Genomic DNA, 24884 nt, shown 5'->3' with positions numbered 1-24884 from the left:
CTGCCGAAAAGCCGTCACATTCTATGTTGCTGTGCGGTAACAGGGCGCGGGAAATCGCGTGTTTACGGGTAATTCCTAGGAACGTCTGTTGTTCATTGGTTGAAGGTTCAAAGTTCACGGTAACCCTCGCGGGGACACATTCAAGCGCACATTTTTCTTCTAACATTGCGAAGTCAAAAACGCAGTGCAGAGGCCCTTGTGAATTTCGTTTTCCGCCGTGATGAATTGCTGGTCGAAGAAGCGTCCAGCGTGTTGCCGGATACGGCGTTGTGCGAACGCATCGGCTTGGCGCCCGCCGCCTTGCAACGTGTGTCCATGACCCCGGATTCGCCGTACCGCACCGTGCACGTCGAGCCCGGCATCGAAGCGCCCCAGGGTTACGCATTCAAGAAGCTGCGTTCCTTGTTTGGTGTGTTCGACGACGAACGCATGGCGCTGGCGGGCCGGGCGTATCAGATTTCGGAATGGGCGCGCACGCACCGCTTTTGCGGCGCTTGCGGCACGCCCACCGAACGCGTGTCGCACGAGTTCTGTCTGCGTTGCCCGTCTTGCGGTTTTTCGGCATACCCGCGCATTTCGCCTGCGATGATGGTGCTGATCCGCAAGGGCGACAGCATTCTGCTTGCCAAGCACACCACCACCGCCACGGCGCGTTACACGGCGCTGGCGGGTTTTGTCGAACCGGGCGAAAGCATCGAGCAGACCGTGCACCGGGAAGTCTATGAAGAGGTCGGCCTGAAGGTCGGCAACCTTCAATACTTCGGCAGCCAGTCGTGGCCGTTCCCGCATTCGCTGATGGTGGCGTTCACCGCCGACTACGTATCGGGCGATATCCGCGTGCAGGAAGACGAAATTGCCGACGCGCGCTGGTTCGGCCCGGGCGACCCGATGCCCGACATCGCGCCGCGCATCTCGATTGCGGGCTGGCTCATCGGCGCCAATCTGCCGATGGGCTGGTCGGTGCCTTAAACTCGCGCCGCCGACGCAAAAACGCTAGGGGTATTCCCTCGAAAGAGGGCATTTCGGCCGTCTTCGACTAATTTTTTATGGATGAAGTATTCATAAATTATTAGTATTTCGCTCAGATAATTTTGGCGAAAGCGTGTCATGAGCCCTACGTTGATTGCCTCGTCCGCCCACTTGGCGGGCGGTAGCGCGCCCGATCTGTCCGAAGTTGAATTCGGGCTGATGATCGCCAGCCATGCCTTTGACCGCTGGACCGTGCGCTGCATGGCCGMGGCCGGGCTGCCCGACCTGACGCCCACCGACGTGATGGTGTTTCACCACGTCTATCACCGGCAGCGCGCCAAGAAGCTGGCCGATATCTGCTTCACCCTTAACGTCGAAGACACCCACATCGTCAGCTACGCGCTGAAGAAGCTGGAGCGCCTGGGCGTGGTCAAGGGCGAACGCAGCAGCAAGGAAGTGTTCTACAGCGTCACGCCCGAAGGCGCCGCCGTGCTGAAACGCTACGGCGATATCCGCGAGCAATGCCTCACTGCCGGCCTGGACGGGCCGGGCGGGGGCGGGCTGGATTTCAGCCGCCAGCTGGCGCACACCTTGCGCGCATTGTCCGGCCTGTACGACCAGGCGGCCCGGGCGGCAACCTCTCTCTGATTCCCATTCGGGCACGGCCCCGTTTACCTGCAACTGACCGCGGCGCGACGCGTCGTGGCCGTTCGTTCTCAAGGACTACGCATGAAGAAGTGGCAATTCTGGATTGATCGTGGGGGTACCTTTACCGACATCGTGGCGCGCCGCCCCGATGGCACGACGACGACGGCGAAGATGCTGTCCGAGAATCCCGAGCAGTACCGTGACGCGGCGGTTGCCGGCATCCGCAAGCTGCTGGGCGTGGCGCCGGGCGAGCCCGTACCTGCCGATCTGGTCGAATGCGTAAAGATGGGCACGACGGTTGCCACCAACGCCTTGCTGGAACGCAAAGGCGAGCGCACCTTGCTGGTGACGACGCGTGGCTTTCGCGACGGCCTGCGCATTGCGTATCAGAACCGGCCGCGCCTGTTCGACCGCAACGTCATGCTGCCCGAAATGCTCTACGAGTCGGTCGTTGAAGCCGATGAGCGGGTGGCGGCCGATGGCGAAGTCATCCGCGACCTGGACGAAGCGGGCCTGCGCGCCGGCATGCAGTCGGCCTATGACAGCGGCATCCGCGCGGTTGCCATTGTGTTCATGCACGCCTGGCACACCACGGCGCACGAACAGCGCGCCGCCCGCATCGCACGCGAAGTGGGCTTCACGCAGGTGTCGGCCTCGCACGAGGTCAGCCCCCTGATCAAGTTCGTGTCGCGTGGCGACACGACGGTGGTCGACGCGTACTTGTCGCCCATTCTGAAGCGCTATGTGGACCAGGTGGCGGGCGAATTGCCGGGCATCCGCCTGATGTTCATGCAATCCAGCGGCGGCCTGACCGACGCGCATCGCTTCCGCGGCAAGGATGCCATTCTGTCTGGCCCGGCCGGCGGCATCGTCGGCATGGTGCGGACCAGCGAAATCGCCGGGTTCCCGAAGGTGATCGGCTTTGACATGGGCGGCACGTCTACCGACGTATCGCACTACGCGGGCGAATTCGAACGCGAATTCGAAACGCAAGTCGCAGGCGTGCGCATGCGCGCACCGATGATGAGCATCCATACGGTGGCGGCAGGCGGCGGGTCGATCCTGCATTTTGATGGCGCGCGTTTGCGCGTCGGCCCCGATTCGGCGGGCGCCAACCCAGGCCCCGCCTGCTATCGCCGTGGCGGCCCGCTCGCCGTGACCGACTGCAACGTGCTGTTGGGCAAGATCCAGCCCGACTTCTTCCCGAAGGTTTTCGGCCCCGACGCCAATGAAGCGCTGGACCGTGATGCGGTCGTGGAACGCTTCTCGGCGATGGCCGACGAAGTGCGTGGCGCCACCGGCCGCGAGATGACGCCGGAACAACTGGCCGAAGGCTTTCTGGAAATCGCCGTGGGCAACATGGCCGAGGCCATCAAGCGCATCTCGGTGCAGCGCGGCCACGACGTTACTGAATATGCGCTGACCGTGTTCGGCGGCGCGGGCGGGCAGCACGCCTGCCTGGTGGCCGACGCCTTGGGCATGACCACCGTCTTCGCGCATCCGCTGGGCGGCGTGTTGTCTGCTTATGGCATGGGCTTGGCGGACCAGACGGACATGCGTCAGAAGACCGTTGAAAAGGTGCTGGACGCCGACTTGATGGGCGTGTTGCAAGACGAACTGGACACGCTCGCCGGCCAGGCCGTGGGCGAATTGCGCCGTCAGCACGTGCCCGAAGCCGACATCAGCGTGCAGCGCCGTCTGCATCTGAAGTATCGCGGCACGGACACGGCGCTGGAAGTGGCGTTTTCCGATCTGGATCAGGCGCGCCGCGACTTCGAATCCGCCTATCGCCAGCGCTATTCGTTCCTGATGCCCAACCGCGAACTGGTGGTGGAAACCATTTCGGTGGAAGCCACGGGTGGCGGCGAGCGCGTGAGCGAGACCAGCGTTTCGCGCACCCGCGAGGGCGCCTTGGCGCCGCGCCGCGTGGTCAGCATGTACAGCGCGGGCGAGTGGCGCGACACGCCCTTGTATGTGCGCGAAGACATGGCGGGCGGTGACGTGGTGGCGGGCCCCGCCATCATTTCCGAGCCCAACCAGACGACCGTGGTTGAACCCGGCTGGCAGGCGGAATTGACGCAGCAGGATCACTTTGTGATCCGCCGCGTGGAAGAGCGTGCCGAACGCCGTGTGGTCGGGACGCAGGCGGACCCCGTCATGCTCGAGGTGTTCAACAACCTCTTCATGTCGATCGCTGAACAGATGGGCTACCGCCTGCAAAACACGGCGTACTCGGTCAACATCAAGGAACGCCTGGATTTCTCGTGCGCCATCTTTGATGCCCAGGCCCGCCTGATCGCCAACGCGCCGCATATGCCGGTGCACTTGGGGTCGATGGGCGAATCGGTGCGCACGGTCATGAACGCCAACGCCGGCCGCATGATGCCGGGCGACGCGTACGTGGTGAACGACCCGTATCACGGCGGCACGCACTTGCCTGACGTCACCGTCATCACGCCGGTGTTCGACCATGCCGGACGCGAGATCCTGTTCTATGTGGGCTCGCGCGGCCATCACGCCGATATTGGCGGCACCACACCGGGCTCCATGCCGCCGGATTCCAAGACGGTGGAAGACGAAGGCGTGCTGTTCACCAACTTCCAGCTGGTGAAGAACGGCGAATTCCGTGACCAGGCCGCGCGTGACATTCTGGGTTCGGGCCGCTGGCCCGCGCGCAATCCGGATCAGAACATTGCCGACATGCATGCGCAGATCGCCGCCAACGAGAAGGGCGTTCAAGAGCTGTTGCGCATGTGCGACCACTTTGGTCTGGATGTGGTGCGCGCCTACATGGGCCACGTGCAAGACAACGCCGAAGAGGCCGTGCGCCGCGTCATCTCGGTGCTGAAAGACGGCAGCTACGAGTACCCGCTGGACAACGGCGCGGTGATTCGTGTGGCGGTAACCGTGGATACGCAGGCGCGCAGCGCGGTGGTGGACTTCACCGGCACGTCGGCGCAGCTGGACAACAACTTCAACGCACCCGGCGCCATCGCCGTGGCGGCGGTGTTGTATGTGTTCCGCACGATGGTCAATGACGACATCCCGCTGAACGATGGTTGCCTGGTGCCGCTGTCCATCATCGTGCCGGAAGGCTCGATGCTGCGTCCGAACCCGCCGGCCTCGGTGGTGGCGGGCAACGTGGAAACGTCCATGTGCATCGTCAACGCGCTGTATGGCGCGCTGGGCGTGCTGGCGGCCAGCCAGGGCACGATGAACAACTTCACGTTCGGCAACGCGCGCCACCAGTACTACGAAACCATCTCGGGCGGTACGGGCGCAGGCCCGGTGCGCATCGACGCGGCAGGCCCGCATGACGAAGGTTTCGCTGGCACGTCGGTGGTRCAAGCCCACATGACGAACTCGCGCCTGACGGACCCGGAAGTGTTGGAGTTCCGTTTCCCGGTGCGCCTGGAATCCTACGAGATCCGCAAGGGCTCGGGCGGCGCCGGCCGGTATCCGGGCGGCGAGGGCGGTGTGCGCCGCATTCGCTTCCTGGAAGACATGACGGCCGCCATCCTGTCCAACAACCGCCGCTTCGCACCGTTCGGTTTGGCGGGCGGGCAACCCGGCGCGATGGGCCGCAACACGATCGAACGCGTTGACGGCACGGTCCAGGAGCTGGGCCCGCAAGATAGCGCCCAACTGCATCCGGGCGACATCTTCGTGATCGAAACCCCGGGCGGCGGCGGCTACGGCGCGGCGTAATCCGCACAGTCGCTTGCGGTCATCAACCAAAAGGCCCGTCTGATCAGGCGGGCCTTTTCAATCCGGGTCCGACATCACATCCAGCGCGATATCGGCCATGGTCTTGCGGTCATACACCCGCAAGGTCACTTCCTCATCGCGAATCTCGAACACTGCCGTCGCCAGCGTGTTTTCGCCGTCGGGGTCCTTCTCGTCCGTACGCAAGATGGGCAACGCGCCCAACTTATCGTGCAGCGCCGCCAACAAATCGCTGCTTCCCGTTTCGGGCGACCACCCGTCTACGATCCCTTCGATCCGGTTCTGCCGCTCACGCGACGATTCGGTGATGATCTGCGCCTGCCCCCGGGTCTTGCCATGCACCATGTGGTTGGCATGCCCATACCGCGTGCCGATTTCCAACACCGACACGCTGCCGGGCGTGACTTCGGCGCTGATCAATCGCGGCTCTGTCGCGCTGCCCAAGGTGTGATGGAACCCCCCTGAATGTGGCAGATCCTGCAATAGCGAAATCGCCTGATCCAGCGTCGTGCAGTCCAACACCGCGCGCGCCAAAAACATACGCGGCACGCCGGGATGGCGTTGCCGCGTGCGCAGGTTGTTGATGGTTTGAACGAGACCGGCGCGGTTGGCGCCGAACGTATGGCCGGGCAATGAGCCCGGGTAATAGAAGCTGAGATAGCCAGGCCCGTCTTCCAGCGCCACGTCCACCAGGTGGCAGCGGCCATACAGATACGGGTCGCCGTCTTCGTTGTGGCCGATCCAGCGGGAGCCGTCCGCCGCTTTCAATGCCACGGTGGTGCAGCCGTCTGTGGTGCTGTGCAGCAAGTCGCCCCGGCAATTCCACAGCAGCACGTCTTCGATCGGCATGCGCAAGCCGTCGGCCAGCCCTTCGAGTTCTTCCCAGATCTCTGGCAGTGCGGCTTGCGCCTGCTGTCCCAGTTCGGCCACATAAGGGTGGCCGCGCCAGCGTCGCAGCGCATCCCACGTGCTGCTTTGATTCAAATACACCGACATCAGCGGCCGCGCCAACTTGCCCAGCGCCTGACCCACCTGACGCCGGTTTCCGGCAATGCGTACATATTTGTAGGGCATGGGGATTCTCCGGGGTGTCATGGGGATTGTAATTTTTCTAAGCTCTGCCGGGTGGGGACGGATGCAGTAAGATCGCCAGTAAGTTGCACCGGAGACCCCGGCGCAGCCCAGGAATCATGCCCCTACAACAACCCCGGGGTGCCGGACGGTCCCCAAGAGGAGAGTTTCATGATCAAACGTAAAGTCGCCGCCGCCTTGGTCGGCCTGTCCGTGGCCATGTTTGGCGCCGCCTCCGGCGCCCAGGCCCAAGGCAAGGAATTGGTGGTGGCCACCGATACCGCTTTCGTGCCGTTCGAATTCAAGCAGGGTAATACCTATGTGGGGTTCGACATTGATCTCTGGGCAGCGGTCGCCAAGGAACTCAACCTGAAGTACAAGCTTCAGCCGATGGACTTCAACGGCATCATCCCCGGCCTGCAAACGAAGAACATCGACGCCGCGCTGGCGGGCATCACGATTCGCGACGACCGCAAGAAGGTCATCGACTTCTCTGACCCGTACTACGAAAGCGGGCTGGCCATTCTGGTCGGCGACAAGAACACCGACATCAAAGACGCCAAGTCGCTCTCCGGCAAGACGGTCGCCGTCAAGACCGGCACCGCCACGGTCGACTTCCTGAAGGCCCAGGTGCCGGACGCCAAGCTCAAGCTGTTCCCGAACATCGACAACGCCTACCTTGAACTGGCCACCGGCCGCGTCGATGCCGCCGTGCACGACACGCCCAACGTCCAGTACTACGCCAATACGGCGGGCAAGGGCCGCGTGAAGGTGGTGGGCTCGGTCAAGAGCGGCGACTTCTACGGCATCGCTTTCCCCAAGGGCAGCGAACTCGTTCCGCAAGTGAACAAGGCGCTGGCCACCCTGAAGGCCAACGGCCAGTACGACGCCATCTACGAAAAGTGGTTCGGCAAGAAGCCGTAAGCTGACGGATTCTGCTGTGCATTCGGGGCCGTCCGGTGGACGGTCCCGCCATTGCAAGGCGCAATGGCGCCAGAGGGGGAATCGTGGAGTTTGACTGGACCGTAATTGAAGGCGCGTTACCCAATCTGCTTGAGGGTACGCTGATGACCATCAAGATCACGTTCTGGGGTTTGTTCGGCGGCTTTCTATTGGGGGCGCTGTCGGGCGTCACTCGCGCTTACGGGCACCCCATCTTGTCGGGCATCGCGCAGGTCTATGTGGCGATCATCCGTGGCACGCCGATCGTTGTGCAGGTGATGTTCATCTACTTCGCCTTGCCGCTCTTGGCCAACATACGCGTGGATGCGGAATGGGCCGCCATCGTTACCCTCATCATCAATTCGGGCGCCTACATTTCCGAAATCGTGCGCGGCGCGCTGCTGTCCGTGCACAAGGGCTTGAAGGAAGCCGGGCAGGCGATGGGGCTTCCCTTTCACAAGATCCTGTTCCATATCATCGGGCCGGTGGCGTTTCGCCGCATGATCCCGCCGCTGGGCAACCAGTGCATCATCAGCCTGAAAGATTCCTCGCTGTTCATCGTGATCGGCGTGGCCGAGCTGACGCGTCAGGGCCAGGAAATCATGGCCAGCAACTTTCGCGCCGTTGAAATCTGGTCCGCTGTCGCGATCATCTACCTGATCCTGACGGGGCTGATGGCGTTGAGCCTGCACCTGGTGGAAAAGAGGATGCGCATACTATGAGCATGGTTGAATTTCACAACGTCACCAAGCACTTCGGCGAGTCCATGGTGCTGAACGGCATCTCGCTGAACATCGATGCGGGCGAAGTCGTGGTGGTGGTCGGCCCCTCGGGGTCCGGCAAATCCACCTTCCTGCGTTGCATCAACGTGCTTGAAACCATCAATGATGGCGACTTGCTGGTCGACGGCCTGAGCGTCAAGGGCGATGCCGCACAAGTGCGCGAGATCCGCCGTGAAGCGGGCATGGTGTTTCAGCAGTTCAACCTGTTCCCGCAGATGACCGCGCTGGAAAACGTCATGTTCGGCCCCGTGCACACGCGCGGACAAGGGCGCGACGAATCCCGCGAGCTGGCCAAGGCGCTGCTGAACAAGGTGGGCTTGGCCGAACGCATGAACCACTATCCGGCCGAACTTTCCGGCGGGCAGCAGCAGCGCGTGGCCATTGCCCGGGCGCTGGCCATCAAGCCCAAACTGATGCTGTTCGATGAACCCACGTCGGCGCTGGACCCGGAGCTGCGCCACGAAGTGCTGAAGGTGATGCGCGACCTGGCGGAAGAAGGCATGACGATGGTGGTCGTCACGCATGAAATGGAATTTGCCCGCAAGGTGGGCAGCCGCTTGATCTTTATCGATGCGGGCAAGATTGCGCACGATGGCCCGCCCGCCGAACTGCTTAGCAATCCGCCCAGCCAGCGCTTGAAGGATTTCCTGCAACACGTGAAGTGATGCGCTCGCGCACATGAAAAAGCCCTGTATCTCGATGGATACAGGGCTTTTGCCTGAGGGCCGCGACGATGCGCGTCAGGCAGGCTGCAACGCCTTCACCGCCGTTTCGATGGCCGCCAACGCCTCGGATAAGGCTTCACGGCTGGCGGCGAACGACAGGCGGAAGTAGGGCGACATGCCGAACGCCGCGCCCGGCACCACCGCCACGCCACCGCTTTCCAGCAGATACGTCGCCACGTCCACATCCGTGTGCAGCACCTTGCCGTCAGGCGTCTTCTTGCCGATCAGGGCCGAACATTCGGGATACGCATAGAACGCGCCCAGCGGCGCCTGCGCCAGCGTCAGCCCGTTGATACGGCGCAGCCCCGCAACGGTCAGTTCGCCGCGTGCCTGATATTCGGCACGGCTGGTGGTGACGAAGTCCTGCGGGCCGTCCAGCGCCTGGATGGCCGCGGCTTGCGACACGCCGCTGGCGCTGGTGGTGCTTTGCGACTCCAGCTTGTTCAACGCCGCGATCAGCCCGCGCGGGCCGGCCGCATAGCCTAAACGCCAGCCGGTCATCGCGTAGGCTTTGGACACCCCGTTGATGATCAGCAGCCGCTCGCGCAATTGCGGGCATGCTTTTCCGAACGACACGAAGGGCGCATCGCTTAACAGCACGTGCTCATAGATCTCGTCAGAGATGATCAGCACGTCCGGGTGCGCATCAAGCACGCGGCCCAGCGCTTGCAGCTCGGCTTCGCTATATAACGCACCCGTCGGGTTGCACGGCGAATTCAGAATGAACCAGCGCGTGCGCGGCGTGATGGCCGCTTCCAATTGGGCGGGCGTCAGCTTGAAGCCTTGCGAAGGCGGGCAGGGCAGCACGACGGGCACACCGCCGTGCAGGCTGACCATGTCGCTGTACGACACCCAGTACGGCGCGGGAATCACGACTTCGTCGCCGGCTTCCAGGGTGGCGAGCCAGGCGTTGAACAGCAGTTGCTTGGCGCCATTGGCCACCGTGATTTCATCCGCCGCATAGTCCAGCCCGTTTTCCCGCTTGAACTTGCGGACGATGGCGGCGCGCAGCTCCGGGCTGCCGGCAGGCACGGTATAGCGCGTCCAGCCCTGGCGCATGGCCTCGGTGGCGGCGTGCTGAATGTGGTCTGGCGTGTTGAAGTCGGGTTCGCCGACGCTTAAGTCGATGATCTTGCGGCCTTCCGCGCGTAGCGCGCGGGCCCGCGTTGACACCGCCATGCTGGGCGAGGTCGGCAGATCCCGGGTTCGCTGATTCTCATACTTCATTGGGTTGCCTCGGTGTTGAGCTGTTCGGGCGTTAAGCCGTAGTGCTTGAGCAGGCCCGCTTCGTCGATGTAGCCGTTGGCCAGATCATGGCGCAGCGCATCTCGGTCCCGCTTGGCGGGCGCGCCGAAGCCGCCTCCGCCAGGAAGTTCCAGCACCAGGCGCTCGCCGGGCGGCACATGCTGCGTGCCTTTACCGCGCAACACCGTGCCGTCGCTCAGCGACACCTTGCCCGGTTCGCCTGACAAGCCGCCGGCGCGTCCGCGTGCGGGGTTGCCGATGCGGTCGAACATGGCGTTGAAGCGGAAGACGTAGCCGTCGCGCGGGCCCAGTTCCATCACCTGGCCCAAGCCGCCGCGGTATTGGCCGGCGCCGCTGGAGTGTTCGCGCAGTTCCTTGCGCCAGACGACAATCGGGCCGGTCTGTTCGGTGGCTTCGGCCGACATGGCGTGTACGCCGCTGGGAAATGCGGTGGACGACAGGCCGTCCAGCGTCGGGCGTGCCCCCGTGCCGCCGCTGTTGAACATCAGAATTTCGGCAGGCGGTAAACCGGAATCGGCTTGTGCGGGGCGCGCGCTGACGTGCAGGTTCCACAGCGCGCCCGAGCCTTCGGCGGGTATGCGTTCCGGCAGGAAGTGGTGCAGGGCGCCCAGTACCAGATCGGGCACAAAGTGGCCCAGCACGTGGCGCACGGCGACCGGGCTGGGGCGCTGCGCATTCAAGATGCAGCCTTCGGGGGCGGCCACCGAGAACGGCGCGAGCGATGCGGTGTTGTTGGGCACCTCGGGGGCAATCACGCATTTCAAGCCGTAGCACGCGTAGGCCTTGGCGTAGGCCAGCGGCACGTTGATGCCATACGTGCTGGCGGGCGACGTGCCGGCAAAATCAGCCAGCAAGCCGTCGCTGCCTACCTCCAGTTCCACCTTCAACGTCACCGGCTGGTCGTAGCCGTCCAAGGTCATTTCGTTTTTGTACTTGCCGCGCGGCAGCGCCGCGATGCGTTCCAGTGTGGCGGCCAGACTGCGTTCCAGGATGAAGCCGCCGATGCCTTCCAGATCGCTCAGCTCGAACTCGTCCATCATCTCCATCAGGCGGCGATGGCCGGTGTCGTTGCACGCGGCCAGGGCGTACAGGTCGCCCACCACCTTGTCGGATTCGCGCACGTTGTTGCGCAGGATGTTGACCAGATCGCGGTTGATGTCGCCACGCACGGCGAACTTCATAATCGGCACGCAAATGCCTTCCTCGTAGACTTCGCGCGCGTCCGGGCCGAAGCCGCGTCCGCCCACGTCGACGACGTGCGCGGTGGCGGCGAAGTAGCCAATCAGCTGGCCATCACGAAACGACGGCGTGACGACGGTGAAGTCGTGCAGGTGGCCCGTGCCTTTCCACGGGTCGTTGGTCAGGTAGACGTCGCCTTCGAAGATGTTCTCCGGGCCGATGTCGGTAATGAAGGTGGGCACGGCGTCGGCCATCGTGTTGACGTGGCCCGGCGTGCCAGTGACGGCTTGGGCCAGCATGCGCCCCTGTTGGTCGAAAATGCCCGCGGACAAGTCGCCCGCTTCGCGCACGCTGGTGCTGAATGCGGTGCGGATCAGCGCCAGGGCTTGTTCTTCCACGACCGAGATCAGGCGGTTCCACATGACTTGCATGTGGATGTTCTTCAGGTTGTCGGTGCTCATGGCCGGCTCCTTAAGCGGTGGCGGCGGCGCGCTTGCTCGACACGAGCAGGCAGCCGTCGGCTTGGACGATGGCTTCGAAAGACGACGTGATCAGCGTGGACGTTTCACGTTCCACCACAATCGCCGGCCCCGCGATACGCGCGCCGGCCGCCAGGCCTTCGCGCTCGACGATGGCCGCATCGACCATTTCGCGCAGCTTCGCGTCAAAGATGCGGCGCTGCCCCACGGCGGGCGCGTCGGCATTGGCCTTGACCAGCGTGAGGCGCTGCACGGGCGGCAGCGGCGAGCTGGCTTTGACGGCCCAGCTGATGGCTTCGATATCCAGCCCGTCAATTGGGCGCCCGAAGTAGCGGGTATACGCGGCTTCGAAGTCGTCACGCAGTTGTGCCACGTCTTGCTCCGAGAACTGCGTCGTGCGCAGCATCACCGGAATTTCCCAGCCCTGGCCCACATAGCGCATATAGACCTTCGCTTCGACAACCGGCGTCTCGCGTGAATCGCCTTGCAGCGCGAAGGTCATCGCTTCGTCCTGCAATTGCGCCAGCAGGTGGTTGACGGCGGCGCAATCAAAGCGGGTCAGCCGGAAGTTGGCGCTGCGCACGCTTTCATAGCCAAACGGCGAACGCAAAAAGCCAATGGCGGAGCCCACGCCCGCGCCGGGCGGCACCAGGAAGCGGTCGATGCCGGTTTTCTCGCACAGGCGCGCTGCGTGCAGCGGGCCTGCGCCGCCAAAGGTGATCATCGTGTACTTGGAAATTTCGCGGCCGCTTTCCACGGTGTGCACGCGCGCCGCGTTGCTCATGTTCTCGTCGACGACTTCGGCGATGCCGTAGGCGCCGTCTTGCGCCGAGAGTTCAAGCGGCTGCGCGACTTCATTCAGCACCGCAGTCTGGGCGAATTCGGTGGATAGCGAGATCGACCCGCCCGCGAAATTGTCGGGGTCCAGGCGGCCGAGCAGCAAGTCAGCATCGGTGACGGTGGGCAGTTTGCCGCCGCGGCGGTAGCAGGCGGGGCCGGGTTCGGACCCTGCGCTATGCGGGCCGACGCGAATTTGGCGCATGACGTCCAGCCCGGCAATCGACCCGCCGCCCGCGCCAATCTCCACCATTTCCACAACCGGAATGGAAATCGGCATGCCGCTGCCTTTCTTGAAGCGGTAGGTGCGCGCGACTTCGAACGTGTTGGCGGTCTTGGGCGTTTGCTCGTCGATCAGGCAGATCTTGGCGGTGGTGCCGCCCATGTCGAAGGACAGCACAGAATCCAGCGCGTAGCGCGCGGCAATGTGCGCCGCGAAAATCGCGCCGCCGGCGGGGCCGGATTCCACCAGCCGCACGGGAAAGCGCGATGCGCTGTCCACTGAAATGATGCCGCCGCCAGAGTGCATGATGAAGACGGGGCAATCGGCGCCGGCTTCATGAATCTTCTTCACCAGCCGGTCCAGATAGGACTGCATCAGCGGGCGCACGTAAGCGTTGGCGCAGACGGTGTTGAAGCGTTCGAATTCACGCAGCTGGGGCGAGACTTCGGACGAGATCGAAATCGACACATCCGGCAGGCGGCGGCTGAGCACCTCGCGCATGCGCTGTTCGTGCGCGTCGTTCACATAGGCGTGGATGAAACCGATGGCCACGCTGTCGTAGCCGCCGGCTTCGATTTGCTCGGCCAGTGCTTGCATGTCGGCATCCGACGGGGCGATCAGCACACCGCCCGCGGCGTCGACGCGTTCGCGCAGCGTCAGGCGGTCGCGCCTGTCGATCAGCGCCGGGGGCAGCTTGATGTCCAGGTCATATTGTTCGAAGCGGCTTTCCGAGCGCATTTCCAGCACGTCGCGAAAGCCTTCGGTCGTGATGAAGGCGGTGTGCGCGCCGCGCCGTTCTATCAGGGCGTTGGTGGCCAGCGTGGTGCCGTGGATGATGATGCCGATGTCCGACAAGGCGATGCCGGCGTCTTTGGCCACGTCGCGCAGCCCCTGGACGATGGCGCGCTCGGGCGCTTCGTAGTCCGTCAGAACTTTTGTTGAATACAGCTTGCCGGCGATTTCAAGAGCCACATCGGTGAAGGTGCCCCCGATATCGACCCCCACGCGTGCTTTCTGTTGCGGTGTTGACACTGCTTTCTCCTGGGAAAACAAGGAAATACGGCCATGGCGCCGGGTGCGAGATTCCCGGGCTGGATGGCAAGAGCAGACACTAAAGCGGCGATACGTATGATGGGGGTTGTCATACAGGTGGTCAATCAGGGATTTTCCGGCAGCCGAAAAAAAACAGCCTTGCGGCCGTTTGCAGGGGTGTCGGGTGCGGGGCGTCAGCGCTTGGCCGCCAACTGCTTGCGATAGCGCGCCACGCTTTCCCCAAGGTGCCGCGCCATGGCGGCCCGCGCGGCGCCCGGGTCGCCACGCATGATGGCGGCCATGATCACGCCGTGCTCGCGCGCGGTGCGTTTTTCATAGTCGCGCAGCTCTTGTTCGGACTTGCCGCCGTGCTTGATCTTCAGATCCAGCATGACGTCTTTGACCGCGGATTCAAGCAGATGTGCGAAGTGGGGGTTGTTCGATGCGCGCGCAATCGCCAGATGGAAATTGAAGTCTGCCTGCACGGCAGCGGCGCGGTCGCTTTCGGCGGCATTGAACTCGTCGAAGGCCTGGACGATATCAGCCATATTGGCCGGCGTGCGGCGTTCTGCGGCCAGCCCAGCGGCTTCCACTTCAAGGCCGACCCGCACTTCCATGATGTGCAGCGCCCAGCGGCTGTCCGCCGGGGGCTGGATGTCGAAGCTGATGGGCGGGTCATGATCTTCCGTGACGAACACCCCCAGCCCGGGGCTGCTGACCACCCGGCCGCCCAAACGCAGCGACGCCATGGCTTCGCGGATAACGGTGCGGCTGACCTTGAATTCCTTGCACAGCGCCTGCTCGGAAGGCAGCCGTTGCCCGGGCCGGTAAACCTGCGTATCCAGCCGTTCGGATAGCGTCTGGATCACGACGTCAGTCAAGCGTGTGCGGGGCTTCTTGGGCGTGTTGTTCAAATCGCGGATTCCGTGTTGGATCGAGGGGCGAACCTTCCGTCTGGGTAAGGCGGATGTCTCGCATTGTAGGTGGCCCAAGGTTGTCATATGGGTGCGTGTAATCCCTATGCCTGGGCATGCCGTTCATGGTGGTGCGCCAATGCGCCATTATGCTTCCAATGCGCACTATATATGGGCTAAATACAGGGCATAAGTGCCTAAAACTGCACCATCTTGGAGGCCATAATTTTGAGTTGTATGACGGCACCTGTATGAATACAATGAATTGCGAGTCGCGTTCAGCGCGCAACGGCAGCTTGGAAACAGTATCTTCGTCAGACCACTACAAGGGGATTTCCATGCAGTTCTTACGCAAGCTCTTGGTGACGGCGGCCTGCGCCTGCCCGATGGTTGCGGCCTCTGCCGCCACGACCTGGACCATGGCTTCCGGTTATCCGGAAAGCAGTTTCTTCACGCAAAACATCCGTCAGTTCATCAAGGAAGTCGAAACCGAAAGCCAAGGCCGGCTGAAGGTGGACTTGCGCTCCAACGACACGCTGGTCAAGCACGACGCCATCAAGCGCGCCGTGCAAGCCGGGCAGATCCAGGCCGGTGAAATCCGCTTGGGCGTCTATGGCAACGAAAATCCGATGTACATCCTGGATGGCTTGCCGAACATTTCCGCGAACTACGAAGAAGCCGCGTTGCTGACTGACGCGCAGAAGCCGTACTTCGACAAGCTGCTGGGCAAGAACGGCTTGCGCGCCATCACCTATGTGGCGTGGCCAGGGCAGGGCTTCTTCACCAAGACGCCCGTTTCCGCACCTGCCGATTTCAAGGGCAAGAAGCTGCGCATCTATTCGCAGCCGACGCAGAAGATGGGTCAGATGCTGGGCTTCCAGGCGACCATTTTGCCCTTTGCCGAAGTGGCGCAAGCGTTTGCTACCGGCTTGATCGACTCGCTGTTCACCAGCGCGCAAACCGGTATCGACACCCAGGTGTGGGACAACTGCAAGTACTTCATGTACACGGGCACGCTGCACAACAAGAACGTCGTCATCATCAACGAACGGGCGTTCCGTGCGTTGGAGCCAGATGTGCAGAAGATCGTTCTGGCGGCCGGCGAACGCGCCACCAAGCGCGGCTTTGAAATGAGCCGCAAGGCGGGCGAAGACACCGTCGAGACGTTGCGCAAGAACGGCATCACCGTGACCCAGGCCGGCCCGGAAGTGCAGAAGGCCTTGGCCGAAGTGGGCAAGACCATGGTGGAAGACTGGCGCAAGAGCGCCAGCCCCGACGAGCAGAAGGTGTTGGACAACTATCTGGCGGCCAAGGCCGCCCAGGCGCCAGCCAAGACGGCCGCCAACTAGCGGCTGGCGGGGCCGCGCGCCCCGCCTTTTCTGCATCTTCGGGAGCGGTACAAGATCATGTTGAGAAAATTTCTTGACGGCCTCTACACGCTTAGCGGCGTGCTGGCCGCGGCATTTCTGGCGGGCATCGCCATCAGCATCATCGCGCAGATCATCGGCCGCGCGCTGGGCTATACGGTGGACTCCACCGAAATCTCGGGGCTGTTCATGGCGGCCTCCACCTTCCTGGGCCTGGCCTACACCTTCCGCGACGGCGGCCATATTCGCGTTGGCCTGATCGTCAGCCGCCTGACCGGCGGAACGCGCAAAGTGGTGGAACTCTGGTGCTGCCTATCCACCGCGCTGTTGATGGGCTACATCGCGTGGCAGGCCGTGCTCTTCGCGTGGCAGTCCTTCGAGTTCGATGACATCAGCCCCGGGCTGCTTGCCATCCCGTTCTGGATTCCGCAATCGGCATTGGCGGCGGGGCTCGTGATCCTGACGATTGCACTGCTTGACGCGGCCCTTGCCGTCGCACGCGGCGAAGAGCCGGGCTACGACAAGAACAGCGAGGCGGCGTTGGAATAACGCGCCGGGCGACATGGCTGGTGGCGTTGCGCCGGCCTTCACTTCCTATGCAGGAACAAGCATGGATCAATATTCGACTCTGATCGCATCCGGGGCGTTGCTGGTGGTATTGCTGGTGCTGTTGGCCAGCGGCGTCTGGGTGGCGATTTCGTTGTTGGCGATGGGCGTGGTGGGCTTGGCGGTGTTCACCGACGCGCCCGTGGGATCGCTGATCGTTTCTTCAATGTGGGACGCGAGCTGGGGCTGGCCGATGACGGCGTTGCCGCTGTTCATCTGGATGGGCGAAATTCTGTTTCGCACGCGGCTGTCTGAAGACATGTTCAAAGGCTTGGGGCCGTGGGTCAGCTGGCTGCCCGGGCGCTTGCTGCACGTGAACATTCTGGGCTGCGGCATCATGGCGGCGGTGGCGGGGTCGTCCGCCGTAACGTGTGCAACGGTTGCGCGCATGAGCTTGCCCGAGCTGAAGAAGCGCGGGTATGACGAAGGCATGATGATCGGCACGTTGGCGGGTTCCGGCACGCTGGGGCTGATGATTCCGCCGTCGATCATCATGATCGTCTACGGCGTCACGGCCCAGCAATCGGTGGCGCGTTTGTTCATGGCGGGCATTCTGCCGGGGCTGCTGCTGATCGCGTTGTTCATGGGCTACGTCATCGTGTGGTCGCTGCTGAATCCGTCCAAGGTGCCGCCGCGTGATCCGGCGCTGAGCTTCGGCGCCAAGCTGTGGAACTCGCGCCGGCTGATCCCGGTGGGCCTGCTGATTGCGGCGGTCATTGGCGTCATCTACGGGGGCTTGGCGACGCCGACTGAAGCGGCGACGGTGGGCGTTGTGGGCGCGATGGTGCTGGCCAAGCTGGGCGGCACGTTGTCGCTGAAAAGCCTGGGCGAAAGCCTGATGTCGGCGATGAAGATCTCTTGCATGATCTCTTTCATCGTGGCGTGTGCGGCAGTGTTGTCGATCTCGGTGGGCTTCTTKAACATTCCGCAGGTGCTGGCGGCCAAGGTCGAAAGCATGGCGCTGTCGCCCTATATGTTGCTGGCGGTGCTGACGGCGTTCTTCCTGGTGCTCGGCTGCTTTCTGGAAGGCATTTCGATTCTGGTGCTGAGCAGCGCGGTGATTCTGCCGATGGTGCAGGCTGCGGGTATCGACCTGATCTGGTTCGGGATCTATATCGTCATCATCATCGAGATTGCGCAGATCACGCCGCCGCTGGGGTTCAACCTGTTTGTGCTGCAATCCATGACGGGCAGGGATATTTGGCAGGTCACCAAGGCGTCGATTCCCTTTTGCCTGCTGCTGGTCATCGCGATCGGGCTTATCACGGTCTTCCCGGGCATCGTGACGTATTTGCCCAATTTGATGTCGCAGCGTTAACGCTGTTTGCCACCTCATAACGCTGTTTGCCACGTCATAAAAAAAGCGCCCCGCGAGTTTCCTCGCGGAGCGCTTTTTTTGGTGCCGGTCAGAGCAAGATCAGCCTTTGACGCGGACGATCTTCTGCACTTGCGGCACGTGCCGGATGGCGCGGATGACTTGCGCCAGATGCTTGCGGCTGTCGACCTGAATGGTCAGGTGCAAGGACACGGTGGACACGGCATCGTCGTGCATCGTGACGTGCATGATGTTGGCATCCGCCGCGGTGACTTCCGCCGCCAGACGCCCCAGCACGCCACGTTCGTTGCGCGTGATGATGTCCAGGCGCGTGGCCAGGTGTTTGGCGGTGTGCGCGTCCCAGCCCACGTTGATCCAGCGTTCCGGTTCGCGCAGGCGCTGGCGCAGGGCGACGGGGCAGTCGGCGGTGTGTACCACCAGACCATGCCCCATGCGCATGCCGGCAACGATAGGGTCGCCGGGCAGGKGGCCGCAGCAAGGCGCCAACTGCACAGCCTGGCCTTCATTGCCCTGGATCAGAATGGGTGCGCTGCGCGCCGACGTCAGCTCGTCCACCGCGGCAGCGGTGGTGGCGACAAGCTGATGCTCGGGCGCGAAACGCCGTGCGACCACGGCCGCCAAACGCTTGCCCAAGCCGATATCAGCCAGGATTTCCTCGCGTGAGCTGGCGCCGGTGCTGCGCGCAAGCTTTTGCCAAGCGGGGTCGTCGGTGGCCGGCATCGGCATGTGCAGTTCTTGCAATGCCTGGCTAAGCAAGCGCTCGCCAAACGCCACCGATTCTTCGTACTTGACGGTACGCAGGTAGTGGCGAATTTCGGAACGCGCGCGGCCGGTGCGCACATAGTTAAGCCATTGCGCGTTCGGACGCGACGCCGGCGACGTGACGATTTCAACGGTGTCGCCGCTATTGAGTTCGGTGCGCAGCGGCACGAACTCGCCATTGATCTTTGCCGCCACCGCCTGGTTGCCGATGTCGGTGTGAATCGCATAGGCGAAGTCCACCGGCGTGGCGCCACGAGGCAGCGAAATGATCTTGCCGCGCGGCGTGAACACGTAGACCGCGTCCGGGAACAGATCGACTTTGACGTGCTCGAGGAATTCGCCGGAATCGCCCGTCTGGCTTTGAATGTCCAGCAGCGATTGCAGCCATTGGTGCGTGCGCTTTTGCAGGTCGTTCAACGTCAGGTCGGCGCCCTTGTACAGCCAGTGCGACGCCACGCCTTCTTCGGCCACATGATGCATGTCGCGCGTGCGGAACTGGAATTCCACCGGCGTGCCGTAGGGGCCGACAAGCGTCGTGTGCAGGGACTGATAGCCGTTCACCTTGGGGATGGCGATGTAGTCCTTGAACTTGCCCGGCACCGGACGATAGAGCTGGTGCAGCGTGCCCAGCGCCAGATAGCATTCCGGCAGCGTGTGCACGATGACGCGGAAGCCGTAGATATCCAGCACGTCGGAAAACGACTTCTTCTGGTCAACCATCTTGCGATAGATGCCATAAAGCGTTTTCTCGCGGCCGGTGACTTCGGCTTCGATGCCGGCAGCGGGCAATGACGCCCGCACCGAATCGGCGATTTTGGTGATGACCTCGCGGCGGTTGCCGCGCGCGGCCAGCACGGCCTTGTACAGCACCTGATAGCGGTTCGGATGCATCGCCGCAAAACACAAGTCTTGCAGCTCGCGGAACAGCAGGTTCAGGCCCAGCCGATGCGCGATGGGCGCGTAGATATCCAGCGTTTCGCGGGCGATGCGCCGGCGTTTTTCGGGATTGACCGCGTCCAGCGTGCGCATATTGTGCAGGCGGTCGGCCAGCTTGATGAGGATGACGCGCACGTCGCGCGCCATCGCCAACAGCATCTTGCGGAAACTCTCAGCTTGCTGCTCGGCCTTGGTGGCGAAGTCCAGGCGGTCCAATTTGGACAGCCCGTCGACCAGCTCGGCCACTTCAGGGCCGAAGCGTTCCGCCAGCTCGTGCTTGGCAATGCCCTGGTCTTCCATCACGTCATGGAGCAGGGCGGCCGACAACGCGTTGACGTCGAGCTTCCAGCCTGCGCAGATTTCAGTGACGGCGATGGGATGCGAGATGTAGGGCGAACCGCTGGCGCGGAATTGGCCCAGATGCGCCTGATCCGCGAAGCGATAGGCTTCGCGCACGCGCTCTACATCTTTCTTGTCGAGATAGCTGCCGATGATTTCGGTCAGCGGCGCCAGCGATGCAACCGGCGAAGCGGTTGCGTCCGCCGCTTCTTGCGCGGCGACGGACGGTGGCGTAGGGAGATTTTTGTCTTTCTTGCCCGTGCGGCGCCCAAGACGGGAGCCGGCACGTAGTGCGGCAAGCAGACCAGATGAAGCGTACTTCAGCCCGGGAAAAGCCATGCTTGCCGCCCCCCGGAGACTATCAGGTGGGAACTTTACGCAGCATTTCCACGCCGGTTAGGCCGCCCGCGATTTCGCGCAGGGCAGTGACCGTGGGCTTGTCTTTGCTGTCCAGGCGCGGGGCATGGCCTTGCGCCAACTCGCGGGCGCGATACGTCGCGGCCAGCGTGAGCTTGAAACGGTTAGGGATTTGATTCAGACAGTCTTCGACAGTAATGCGAGCCATTAGGACACCTGGTGCTGATGGATGATAGGGAGAATGCGTTCGGCTCAGTGTTCGGCCGGGATACCAAGTTGTGCGAACAACTCGGCATGGCGGGCGGCCTGAGACGAAAAGCGCAGCCTTGCGGAACTGACGATTTGCATCAGTTCCGACAAGGCCACGCTAAATTCTTGATTAATAATAACATATTCGCATTCAGGCGCGTGGGCGATTTCGCCGCCCGCAGCCATGAGCCGGCGCGCGATCACTTGGGGTGCATCCTGGCCCCGCGCCTTCAACCGGCTTTCGAGTTCTTCGATCGACGGGGGCAGCACAAAAATGCCGATGGCGGCGGGGAAACGCTGCTTCACCTGACGCGCGCCTTGCCAATCGATCTCGAGCAATACGTCACGGCCTTCGCGGGTAGCCAGGTCGATGCGGTCGCGCGGCGTGCCGTAGAAATTGCCGTGGACTTCCGCCCATTCCAGCAGGTTCTGCTCGTCGCGCATGCGCTTGAACTCGTCAACTGACACGAATCGGTATTCACGGCCGTCTTCTTCGCCCGGACGAGGCGCGCGCGTGGTGCAGGAAATGGAGAGTTCGATGGAGGGGTCTTGCTGGAGCAAGGCCTTCACCAGGCTGGATTTGCCCGCGCCGCTGGGCGCGACGACCATGAAGACGTTTCCGGGGTTGGCGTACATGAAGTTGACCGGCGTGTGATGCTAAGACCGGAAGTCTAGCAAATCGCGCGGCGCGGCAGGGGGAAAACCCGCTGTCCGGCCGCGCGATTTTTATGTGGCTGAGCGGGCGAACCCCTTTAGCCTGCGGGTTTGGCCGCGGTTTGAAGCAGCTTTCCGCCAGGCGGCGGCGCATCGCTGCCGAGCAGGTGGCCGTTGACCTCGATGCCGTACAGCGAGTCGTCCGAGTCGTGATACTTCTCTCGGGTGGCCGCCACTGAATCCTTGTAACGCGGGTCTTGCGGGCGTTCATGCGCGTTCATGAAGTAGGCCACGTCCCAGGCTTCCTGGTCGCTCAGCATGCCGGCTTGGCCCAGCGGCATATTGGCTTTGATGAAGCCGGCCGCGTTGCCAATCTGGTGCATGCCCGCGCCCCAATTGAACGAGTCGGCGCCCCACAGCGCGGGAAAGACCCAGTGTTTGCCGTTCTTCTGGCCCTGGCCCTCGGCGCCGTGGCACACCGCGCAGTACTGCGCATAGACCTCGCTTCCGCGCACGTAGTCGGCCTTTTGCGCGGGCGCCGGCAGCTTGCGGTAACCCTGGCCTTCCAGCACGACGCCCGTTGGCGCTTTGCTGGCCAGCCAGAACATATAGCTTTGCAGCGCGGTCAACGTCGGGTCGTCAGCCGCAGGCGCCTTGCCGTTCATGCTGAACCGAAAGCACCCTTGCAACCGTTCGGCCAGCGTGTTGACGTGCTCGTTCTTGGCGCGATAGGCGGGGTACAGCACATAGGCCGCCCACATGGGCGCGGAGTCCGGCCGGCGGCCGGCGTCCAGATGGCAGCTGGCGCAGGTGAGATCGTTGCCAACGAACTTGCCCGCCTTTTGTGGCGTGTGCAGGAAGATCTGCTCGCCTTGCCGGACGATCTTGCCGAATTCAGTGTCGGGCAAGGACGCGGCGGAGGGCGGGGTGAAAGCGGGGCGAGGCTCGGCGGCAAAGGCCGGCGCGGTGCAGGCAATCATGGCTGCAATACAGGCCGTGCCTGGACGGAAGCGGGGAAGGCGGATCATGGCTTGGCTCCGTCCGTGGAAGGGGTTTGCGCGGCAAGCAGGTCGGCCGCTTTGGGCAGGCCGGCGTAGTAGGCGGAGACGGCGTCGATGTCGGCGTCGGACAGACGGGTGGCGACCGCGGGCATCAGCCCCAGTGGCCCGGGTGGCCGTTGCCCTTGCTGCCATGCGCGCAATTGGCCCGCGATATACGCCGCAGGCTGTCCGGCCAGACTGGGGAAATTCTGGCCGACGCCGATGCCGCCAGGCCCGTGGCACTGATTACAGGCTGGGACGTTTTTGTCCCAGGCGCCGCGTGTAGCCAGCCACGCGCCCGTGTCGGCGGGCTTGACGGGATGCATGGCCGTAGCGGCCAGCCGGTCAATGTTCAACGGCGAGGGCAAGCTGGCGTAGTAGCTCGCCACGGCTTGTTGCTGCGCGGGGTCCAGCGCTTTGGCGGTTGCCGCCATCACCGGGCTGACACGCGAACCGTTGGCCATGGCTTCCAGTTGTTCTGACAGGTATTTGGCGCCCAGGCCGGCCAATTGCGGGAAGCCGGCGGCGGGGTTGCCTTCGCCCTGCGCACCATGGCAGGTGATACAGGCCGGCGCGCCGTTCGCGCCTTGCGTGCTGATCTGTTTGCCATCTGGCGCGCCTTGGGCGCTAGCGCCTGTGGCGAACAAGGCGCTGAGCACCAGCGCGGGGAGGGACCGTGGGGTCATGGCTTGCCTGCTCCGATTTGTTATTTGATTTTGGGTAATAAGCTAATGCCCATAAATTATATAAAGACTTGTGACAGATCAACGCGAAATCCGCCGCTGGATGGTGCACATCCGCGTTTCTTTTGCTTGCGCATAGCGGGAACATTTGTGTCTTTGCTGGAAGGTTTGCTTGCAGCATCGCCGGAATGATTGCGGTAGCATCTCGCCGATTGATAACAAGGAGAATCCGATGCATTCGAACGAGATCGAGCCACCGCGCGTGGCGTTGGTAACCGGGGCCGGTACCGGAATTGGGCGTGCAGTGGCGCTGGAGTTGCTGGCGCAGGGCTATCGCGTCGTGTTGGCGGGGCGCCGTCGCGAGCCCCTGGAAGCGACCCGGACGGCAGCCGGCGAAGATGGTGTGCGCGCCTTGGTGGTGCCCACCGATGTGTCCGACGAAAATGCCGTTCGCGATCTGTTCGACACGGCGCAGCGTGAATACGGGCGCCTGGATGTGCTGTTCAATAATGCCGGCCGTGGCGCACCCGCCATGCCGATCGAAGAACTGCCGGTGGCGGTGTGGCGCGAAGTGGTCGACACCAACCTGACCGGCATGTTCCTGTGCGCCCAAGCCGCCATCCGCGTGATGAAGGCGCAGACGCCGCAAGGCGGCCGCATCATCAACAACGGTTCGATTTCGGCGCACGCTCCGCGCCCGTTCTCTATTGCCTACACCGCCACCAAGCACGCGGTGACCGGGCTGACCAAGTCGATTTCACTGGATTGCCGGCCCTACAACATTGCTTGCGGGCAGATCGATATCGGCAACGCCGCAACCGACATGACCGAGCGCATGGCGGCGGGCATTCTGCAAGCGGATGGCAGCACCAAGGTTGAGCCGCGCATGGATGTGGCGCACGTCGCGCAAGCGGTTGCCGCCATGGCCCGCCTGCCGCTGGAAGCCAACGTGCAATTCATGACGATCATGGCGACGAACATGCCCTTCGTGGGCCGGGGCTGAACGCGCGAAAGCCTGCCTGGGAATGTTCCCTTGGCAGGCTTCGATGCCCCCATCGCAAGGCGCCCGGCAGGCGCCTTTTTTTCCCCCTTACGACAGCCTGGACGACGCTTTAAGGCGTAGCTTGAGCCAGCATCTGGCCCGGCTGTTGCGTATCCAGGTAACGCCGCGCGCCGACATAGCGCTTGGTCCAATAGGGGTTCTTCATTTCGTCGACGCGCACCTTGGTGCCGCGGCGCGGCGCGTGGACGAATTTGTTCTGGCCGATGTAGATGCCGACGTGCGACGTGACACCACGGCCGCGCGTCGCAAAGAACACCAGGTCGCCAGGACGCAGCTGGTTCTTGTTCGACACGGATTGCCCTTCGCTGCGCTGTGCGCGCGCGGTGCGGGGCAGTTCCAGGCCGGCGATTTCGCGGAATACATACAGCACCAGCCCGCTGCAATCGAAGCCTTCGGCGTCGTCGCCACCCCAGCTGTACGGGGTCCCGATGGCGTCCAGGCCGGCTTGCACGACACGTTCACGCAATGTGGGAACGGTGGGCTCTTGCGCCAGGCGCAGGCCGCTTAGCGACGGGCGGGCTTGCTCTGAGGGAATGGATGCCTGGGCGGCGCCGGGTATCCAGGAGAGGGTCAGGGCCAGAATGGGCGCTGACAGAAATACGGGAATGCTGAAATTGGCAATTCGGACTTTTCGCGTGGGCGGCGTCATTACGTCACTTCAAGAATCGGAGTGGGCGGCATGGCTTTGCCTGAGGGGGC

General features: G+C 63.1%; 21 protein-coding genes. 10 read left to right on the top strand and 11 right to left on the bottom strand.

Annotation, left to right across the window (positions count from 1 at the left end):
• Positions 1–198 precede the first annotated feature (198 nt).
• From nudC to AC1DB0_RS00635, 3 genes are all read left to right on the top strand, one after another.
• Entirely contained in the window at positions 199–969 is a 771-nt protein-coding gene (gene nudC, locus AC1DB0_RS00645; protein WP_476756801.1) for an NAD(+) diphosphatase, read from the top strand.
• A 138-nt stretch (positions 970–1107) separates the two neighbouring features.
• The gene (locus AC1DB0_RS00640; RefSeq protein WP_476758569.1) at positions 1108–1617 is read left to right on the top strand and encodes a winged helix DNA-binding protein; all 510 of its coding nucleotides are present in this window, start codon (positions 1108–1110) and stop codon (positions 1615–1617) included.
• A gap of 81 nt (positions 1618–1698) precedes the next feature.
• Positions 1699–5325 (top strand): hydantoinase B/oxoprolinase family protein, encoded by a 3627-nt coding sequence (locus AC1DB0_RS00635; RefSeq protein ID WP_476756802.1) that lies wholly within the window; start codon positions 1699–1701, stop codon positions 5323–5325.
• Positions 5326–5382: 57 nt separating this feature from the next.
• Here AC1DB0_RS00635 and AC1DB0_RS00630 read toward each other — a convergent pair whose 3' ends face one another.
• On the bottom strand, positions 5383–6417 hold the full coding sequence (locus AC1DB0_RS00630; protein WP_175169025.1) for a C45 family autoproteolytic acyltransferase/hydolase: 1035 nt from the start codon (positions 6415–6417) through the stop codon (positions 5383–5385).
• A 168-nt stretch (positions 6418–6585) separates the two neighbouring features.
• Here AC1DB0_RS00630 and glnH point away from each other — a divergent pair, with 168 nt between their 5' ends.
• The 3 genes from glnH to glnQ all read left to right on the top strand — a co-directional run bounded on the left by glnH (position 6586) and on the right by glnQ (position 8803).
• Complete coding sequence (gene glnH, locus AC1DB0_RS00625) at positions 6586–7338, top strand: glutamine ABC transporter substrate-binding protein GlnH (RefSeq protein ID WP_054421854.1); 753 nt, start codon at positions 6586–6588, stop codon at positions 7336–7338.
• Positions 7339–7421: 83 nt separating this feature from the next.
• Positions 7422–8078 carry a glutamine ABC transporter permease GlnP gene (gene glnP, locus AC1DB0_RS00620; protein WP_054421856.1) on the top strand — a complete coding sequence of 219 codons (657 nt, stop codon included), beginning with the start codon at positions 7422–7424 and terminating at the stop codon, positions 8076–8078.
• On the top strand, positions 8075–8803 hold the full coding sequence (glnQ, locus tag AC1DB0_RS00615; RefSeq protein ID WP_082386948.1) for a glutamine ABC transporter ATP-binding protein GlnQ: 729 nt from the start codon (positions 8075–8077) through the stop codon (positions 8801–8803). Before glnP ends, glnQ begins: the two co-directional genes overlap by 4 nt.
• A gap of 75 nt (positions 8804–8878) precedes the next feature.
• On the opposite strand, the gene AC1DB0_RS00610 is transcribed toward glnQ, so the two are convergent.
• The 4 genes from AC1DB0_RS00610 to AC1DB0_RS00595 all read right to left on the bottom strand — a co-directional run bounded on the left by AC1DB0_RS00610 (position 8879) and on the right by AC1DB0_RS00595 (position 14793).
• A complete protein-coding gene (locus tag AC1DB0_RS00610; RefSeq protein ID WP_054421859.1) occupies positions 8879–10090 on the bottom strand; it encodes an aminotransferase class I/II-fold pyridoxal phosphate-dependent enzyme in 1212 nt (403 codons plus the stop codon).
• Positions 10087–11769 carry a hydantoinase B/oxoprolinase family protein gene (locus tag AC1DB0_RS00605; protein ID WP_476756803.1) on the bottom strand — a complete coding sequence of 561 codons (1683 nt, stop codon included), beginning with the start codon at positions 11767–11769 and terminating at the stop codon, positions 10087–10089. The genes AC1DB0_RS00610 and AC1DB0_RS00605 overlap by 4 nt, the downstream gene beginning before the upstream one ends.
• Positions 11770–11779: 10 nt before the next feature.
• Positions 11780–13879, bottom strand: coding sequence for a hydantoinase/oxoprolinase family protein (locus tag AC1DB0_RS00600; protein ID WP_476756804.1), 2100 nt, complete (start codon positions 13877–13879; stop codon positions 11780–11782).
• A gap of 194 nt (positions 13880–14073) precedes the next feature.
• Positions 14074–14793 carry a FadR/GntR family transcriptional regulator gene (locus tag AC1DB0_RS00595; RefSeq protein ID WP_054421862.1) on the bottom strand — a complete coding sequence of 240 codons (720 nt, stop codon included), beginning with the start codon at positions 14791–14793 and terminating at the stop codon, positions 14074–14076.
• A gap of 338 nt (positions 14794–15131) precedes the next feature.
• Between AC1DB0_RS00595 and AC1DB0_RS00590 the strand changes: the two genes are divergently transcribed.
• The 3 genes from AC1DB0_RS00590 (at position 15132) to AC1DB0_RS00580 (ending at position 18084) form a co-directional block, all read left to right on the top strand.
• The gene (locus AC1DB0_RS00590; RefSeq protein WP_427219077.1) at positions 15132–16142 is read left to right on the top strand and encodes a TRAP transporter substrate-binding protein; all 1011 of its coding nucleotides are present in this window, start codon (positions 15132–15134) and stop codon (positions 16140–16142) included.
• Positions 16143–16199: 57 nt separating this feature from the next.
• Positions 16200–16709 carry a TRAP transporter small permease gene (locus AC1DB0_RS00585; protein WP_206543665.1) on the top strand — a complete coding sequence of 170 codons (510 nt, stop codon included), beginning with the start codon at positions 16200–16202 and terminating at the stop codon, positions 16707–16709.
• A 61-nt stretch (positions 16710–16770) separates the two neighbouring features.
• A complete protein-coding gene (locus AC1DB0_RS00580; protein ID WP_476758568.1) occupies positions 16771–18084 on the top strand; it encodes a TRAP transporter large permease in 1314 nt (437 codons plus the stop codon).
• 99 nt (positions 18085–18183) lie between these two features.
• On the opposite strand, the gene AC1DB0_RS00575 is transcribed toward AC1DB0_RS00580, so the two are convergent.
• From AC1DB0_RS00575 to AC1DB0_RS00555, 5 genes are all read right to left on the bottom strand, one after another.
• A complete protein-coding gene (locus AC1DB0_RS00575; protein WP_476758567.1) occupies positions 18184–20478 on the bottom strand; it encodes a RelA/SpoT family protein in 2295 nt (764 codons plus the stop codon).
• Between the two features lie 22 nt (positions 20479–20500).
• Positions 20501–20704: a DNA-directed RNA polymerase subunit omega gene (gene rpoZ / locus AC1DB0_RS00570; protein WP_006219679.1), complete on the bottom strand. Its 204-nt coding sequence runs from the start codon at positions 20702–20704 to the stop codon at positions 20501–20503.
• A 44-nt stretch (positions 20705–20748) separates the two neighbouring features.
• Complete coding sequence (gmk, locus tag AC1DB0_RS00565) at positions 20749–21381, bottom strand: guanylate kinase (RefSeq protein WP_082386951.1); 633 nt, start codon at positions 21379–21381, stop codon at positions 20749–20751.
• A 116-nt stretch (positions 21382–21497) separates the two neighbouring features.
• Complete coding sequence (locus AC1DB0_RS00560) at positions 21498–22427, bottom strand: c-type cytochrome (RefSeq protein ID WP_156336411.1); 930 nt, start codon at positions 22425–22427, stop codon at positions 21498–21500.
• A complete protein-coding gene (locus AC1DB0_RS00555) occupies positions 22424–23125 on the bottom strand; it encodes a c-type cytochrome (RefSeq protein WP_054421871.1) in 702 nt (233 codons plus the stop codon). Before AC1DB0_RS00555 ends, AC1DB0_RS00560 begins: the two co-directional genes overlap by 4 nt.
• Positions 23126–23354: 229 nt before the next feature.
• Here AC1DB0_RS00555 and AC1DB0_RS00550 point away from each other — a divergent pair, with 229 nt between their 5' ends.
• Positions 23355–24125, top strand: a complete 771-nt coding sequence (locus AC1DB0_RS00550) for an SDR family oxidoreductase (RefSeq protein ID WP_054421873.1) — start codon at positions 23355–23357, stop codon at positions 24123–24125.
• A 109-nt stretch (positions 24126–24234) separates the two neighbouring features.
• Here AC1DB0_RS00550 and AC1DB0_RS00545 read toward each other — a convergent pair whose 3' ends face one another.
• Positions 24235–24834: a C40 family peptidase gene (locus tag AC1DB0_RS00545; RefSeq protein ID WP_054421875.1), complete on the bottom strand. Its 600-nt coding sequence runs from the start codon at positions 24832–24834 to the stop codon at positions 24235–24237.
• Positions 24835–24884 lie beyond the last annotated feature (50 nt).

The organism is Achromobacter sp. 10T422 (assembly GCF_056394065.1).
This window is presented reverse-complemented; position numbering and strand designations above follow the sequence as displayed.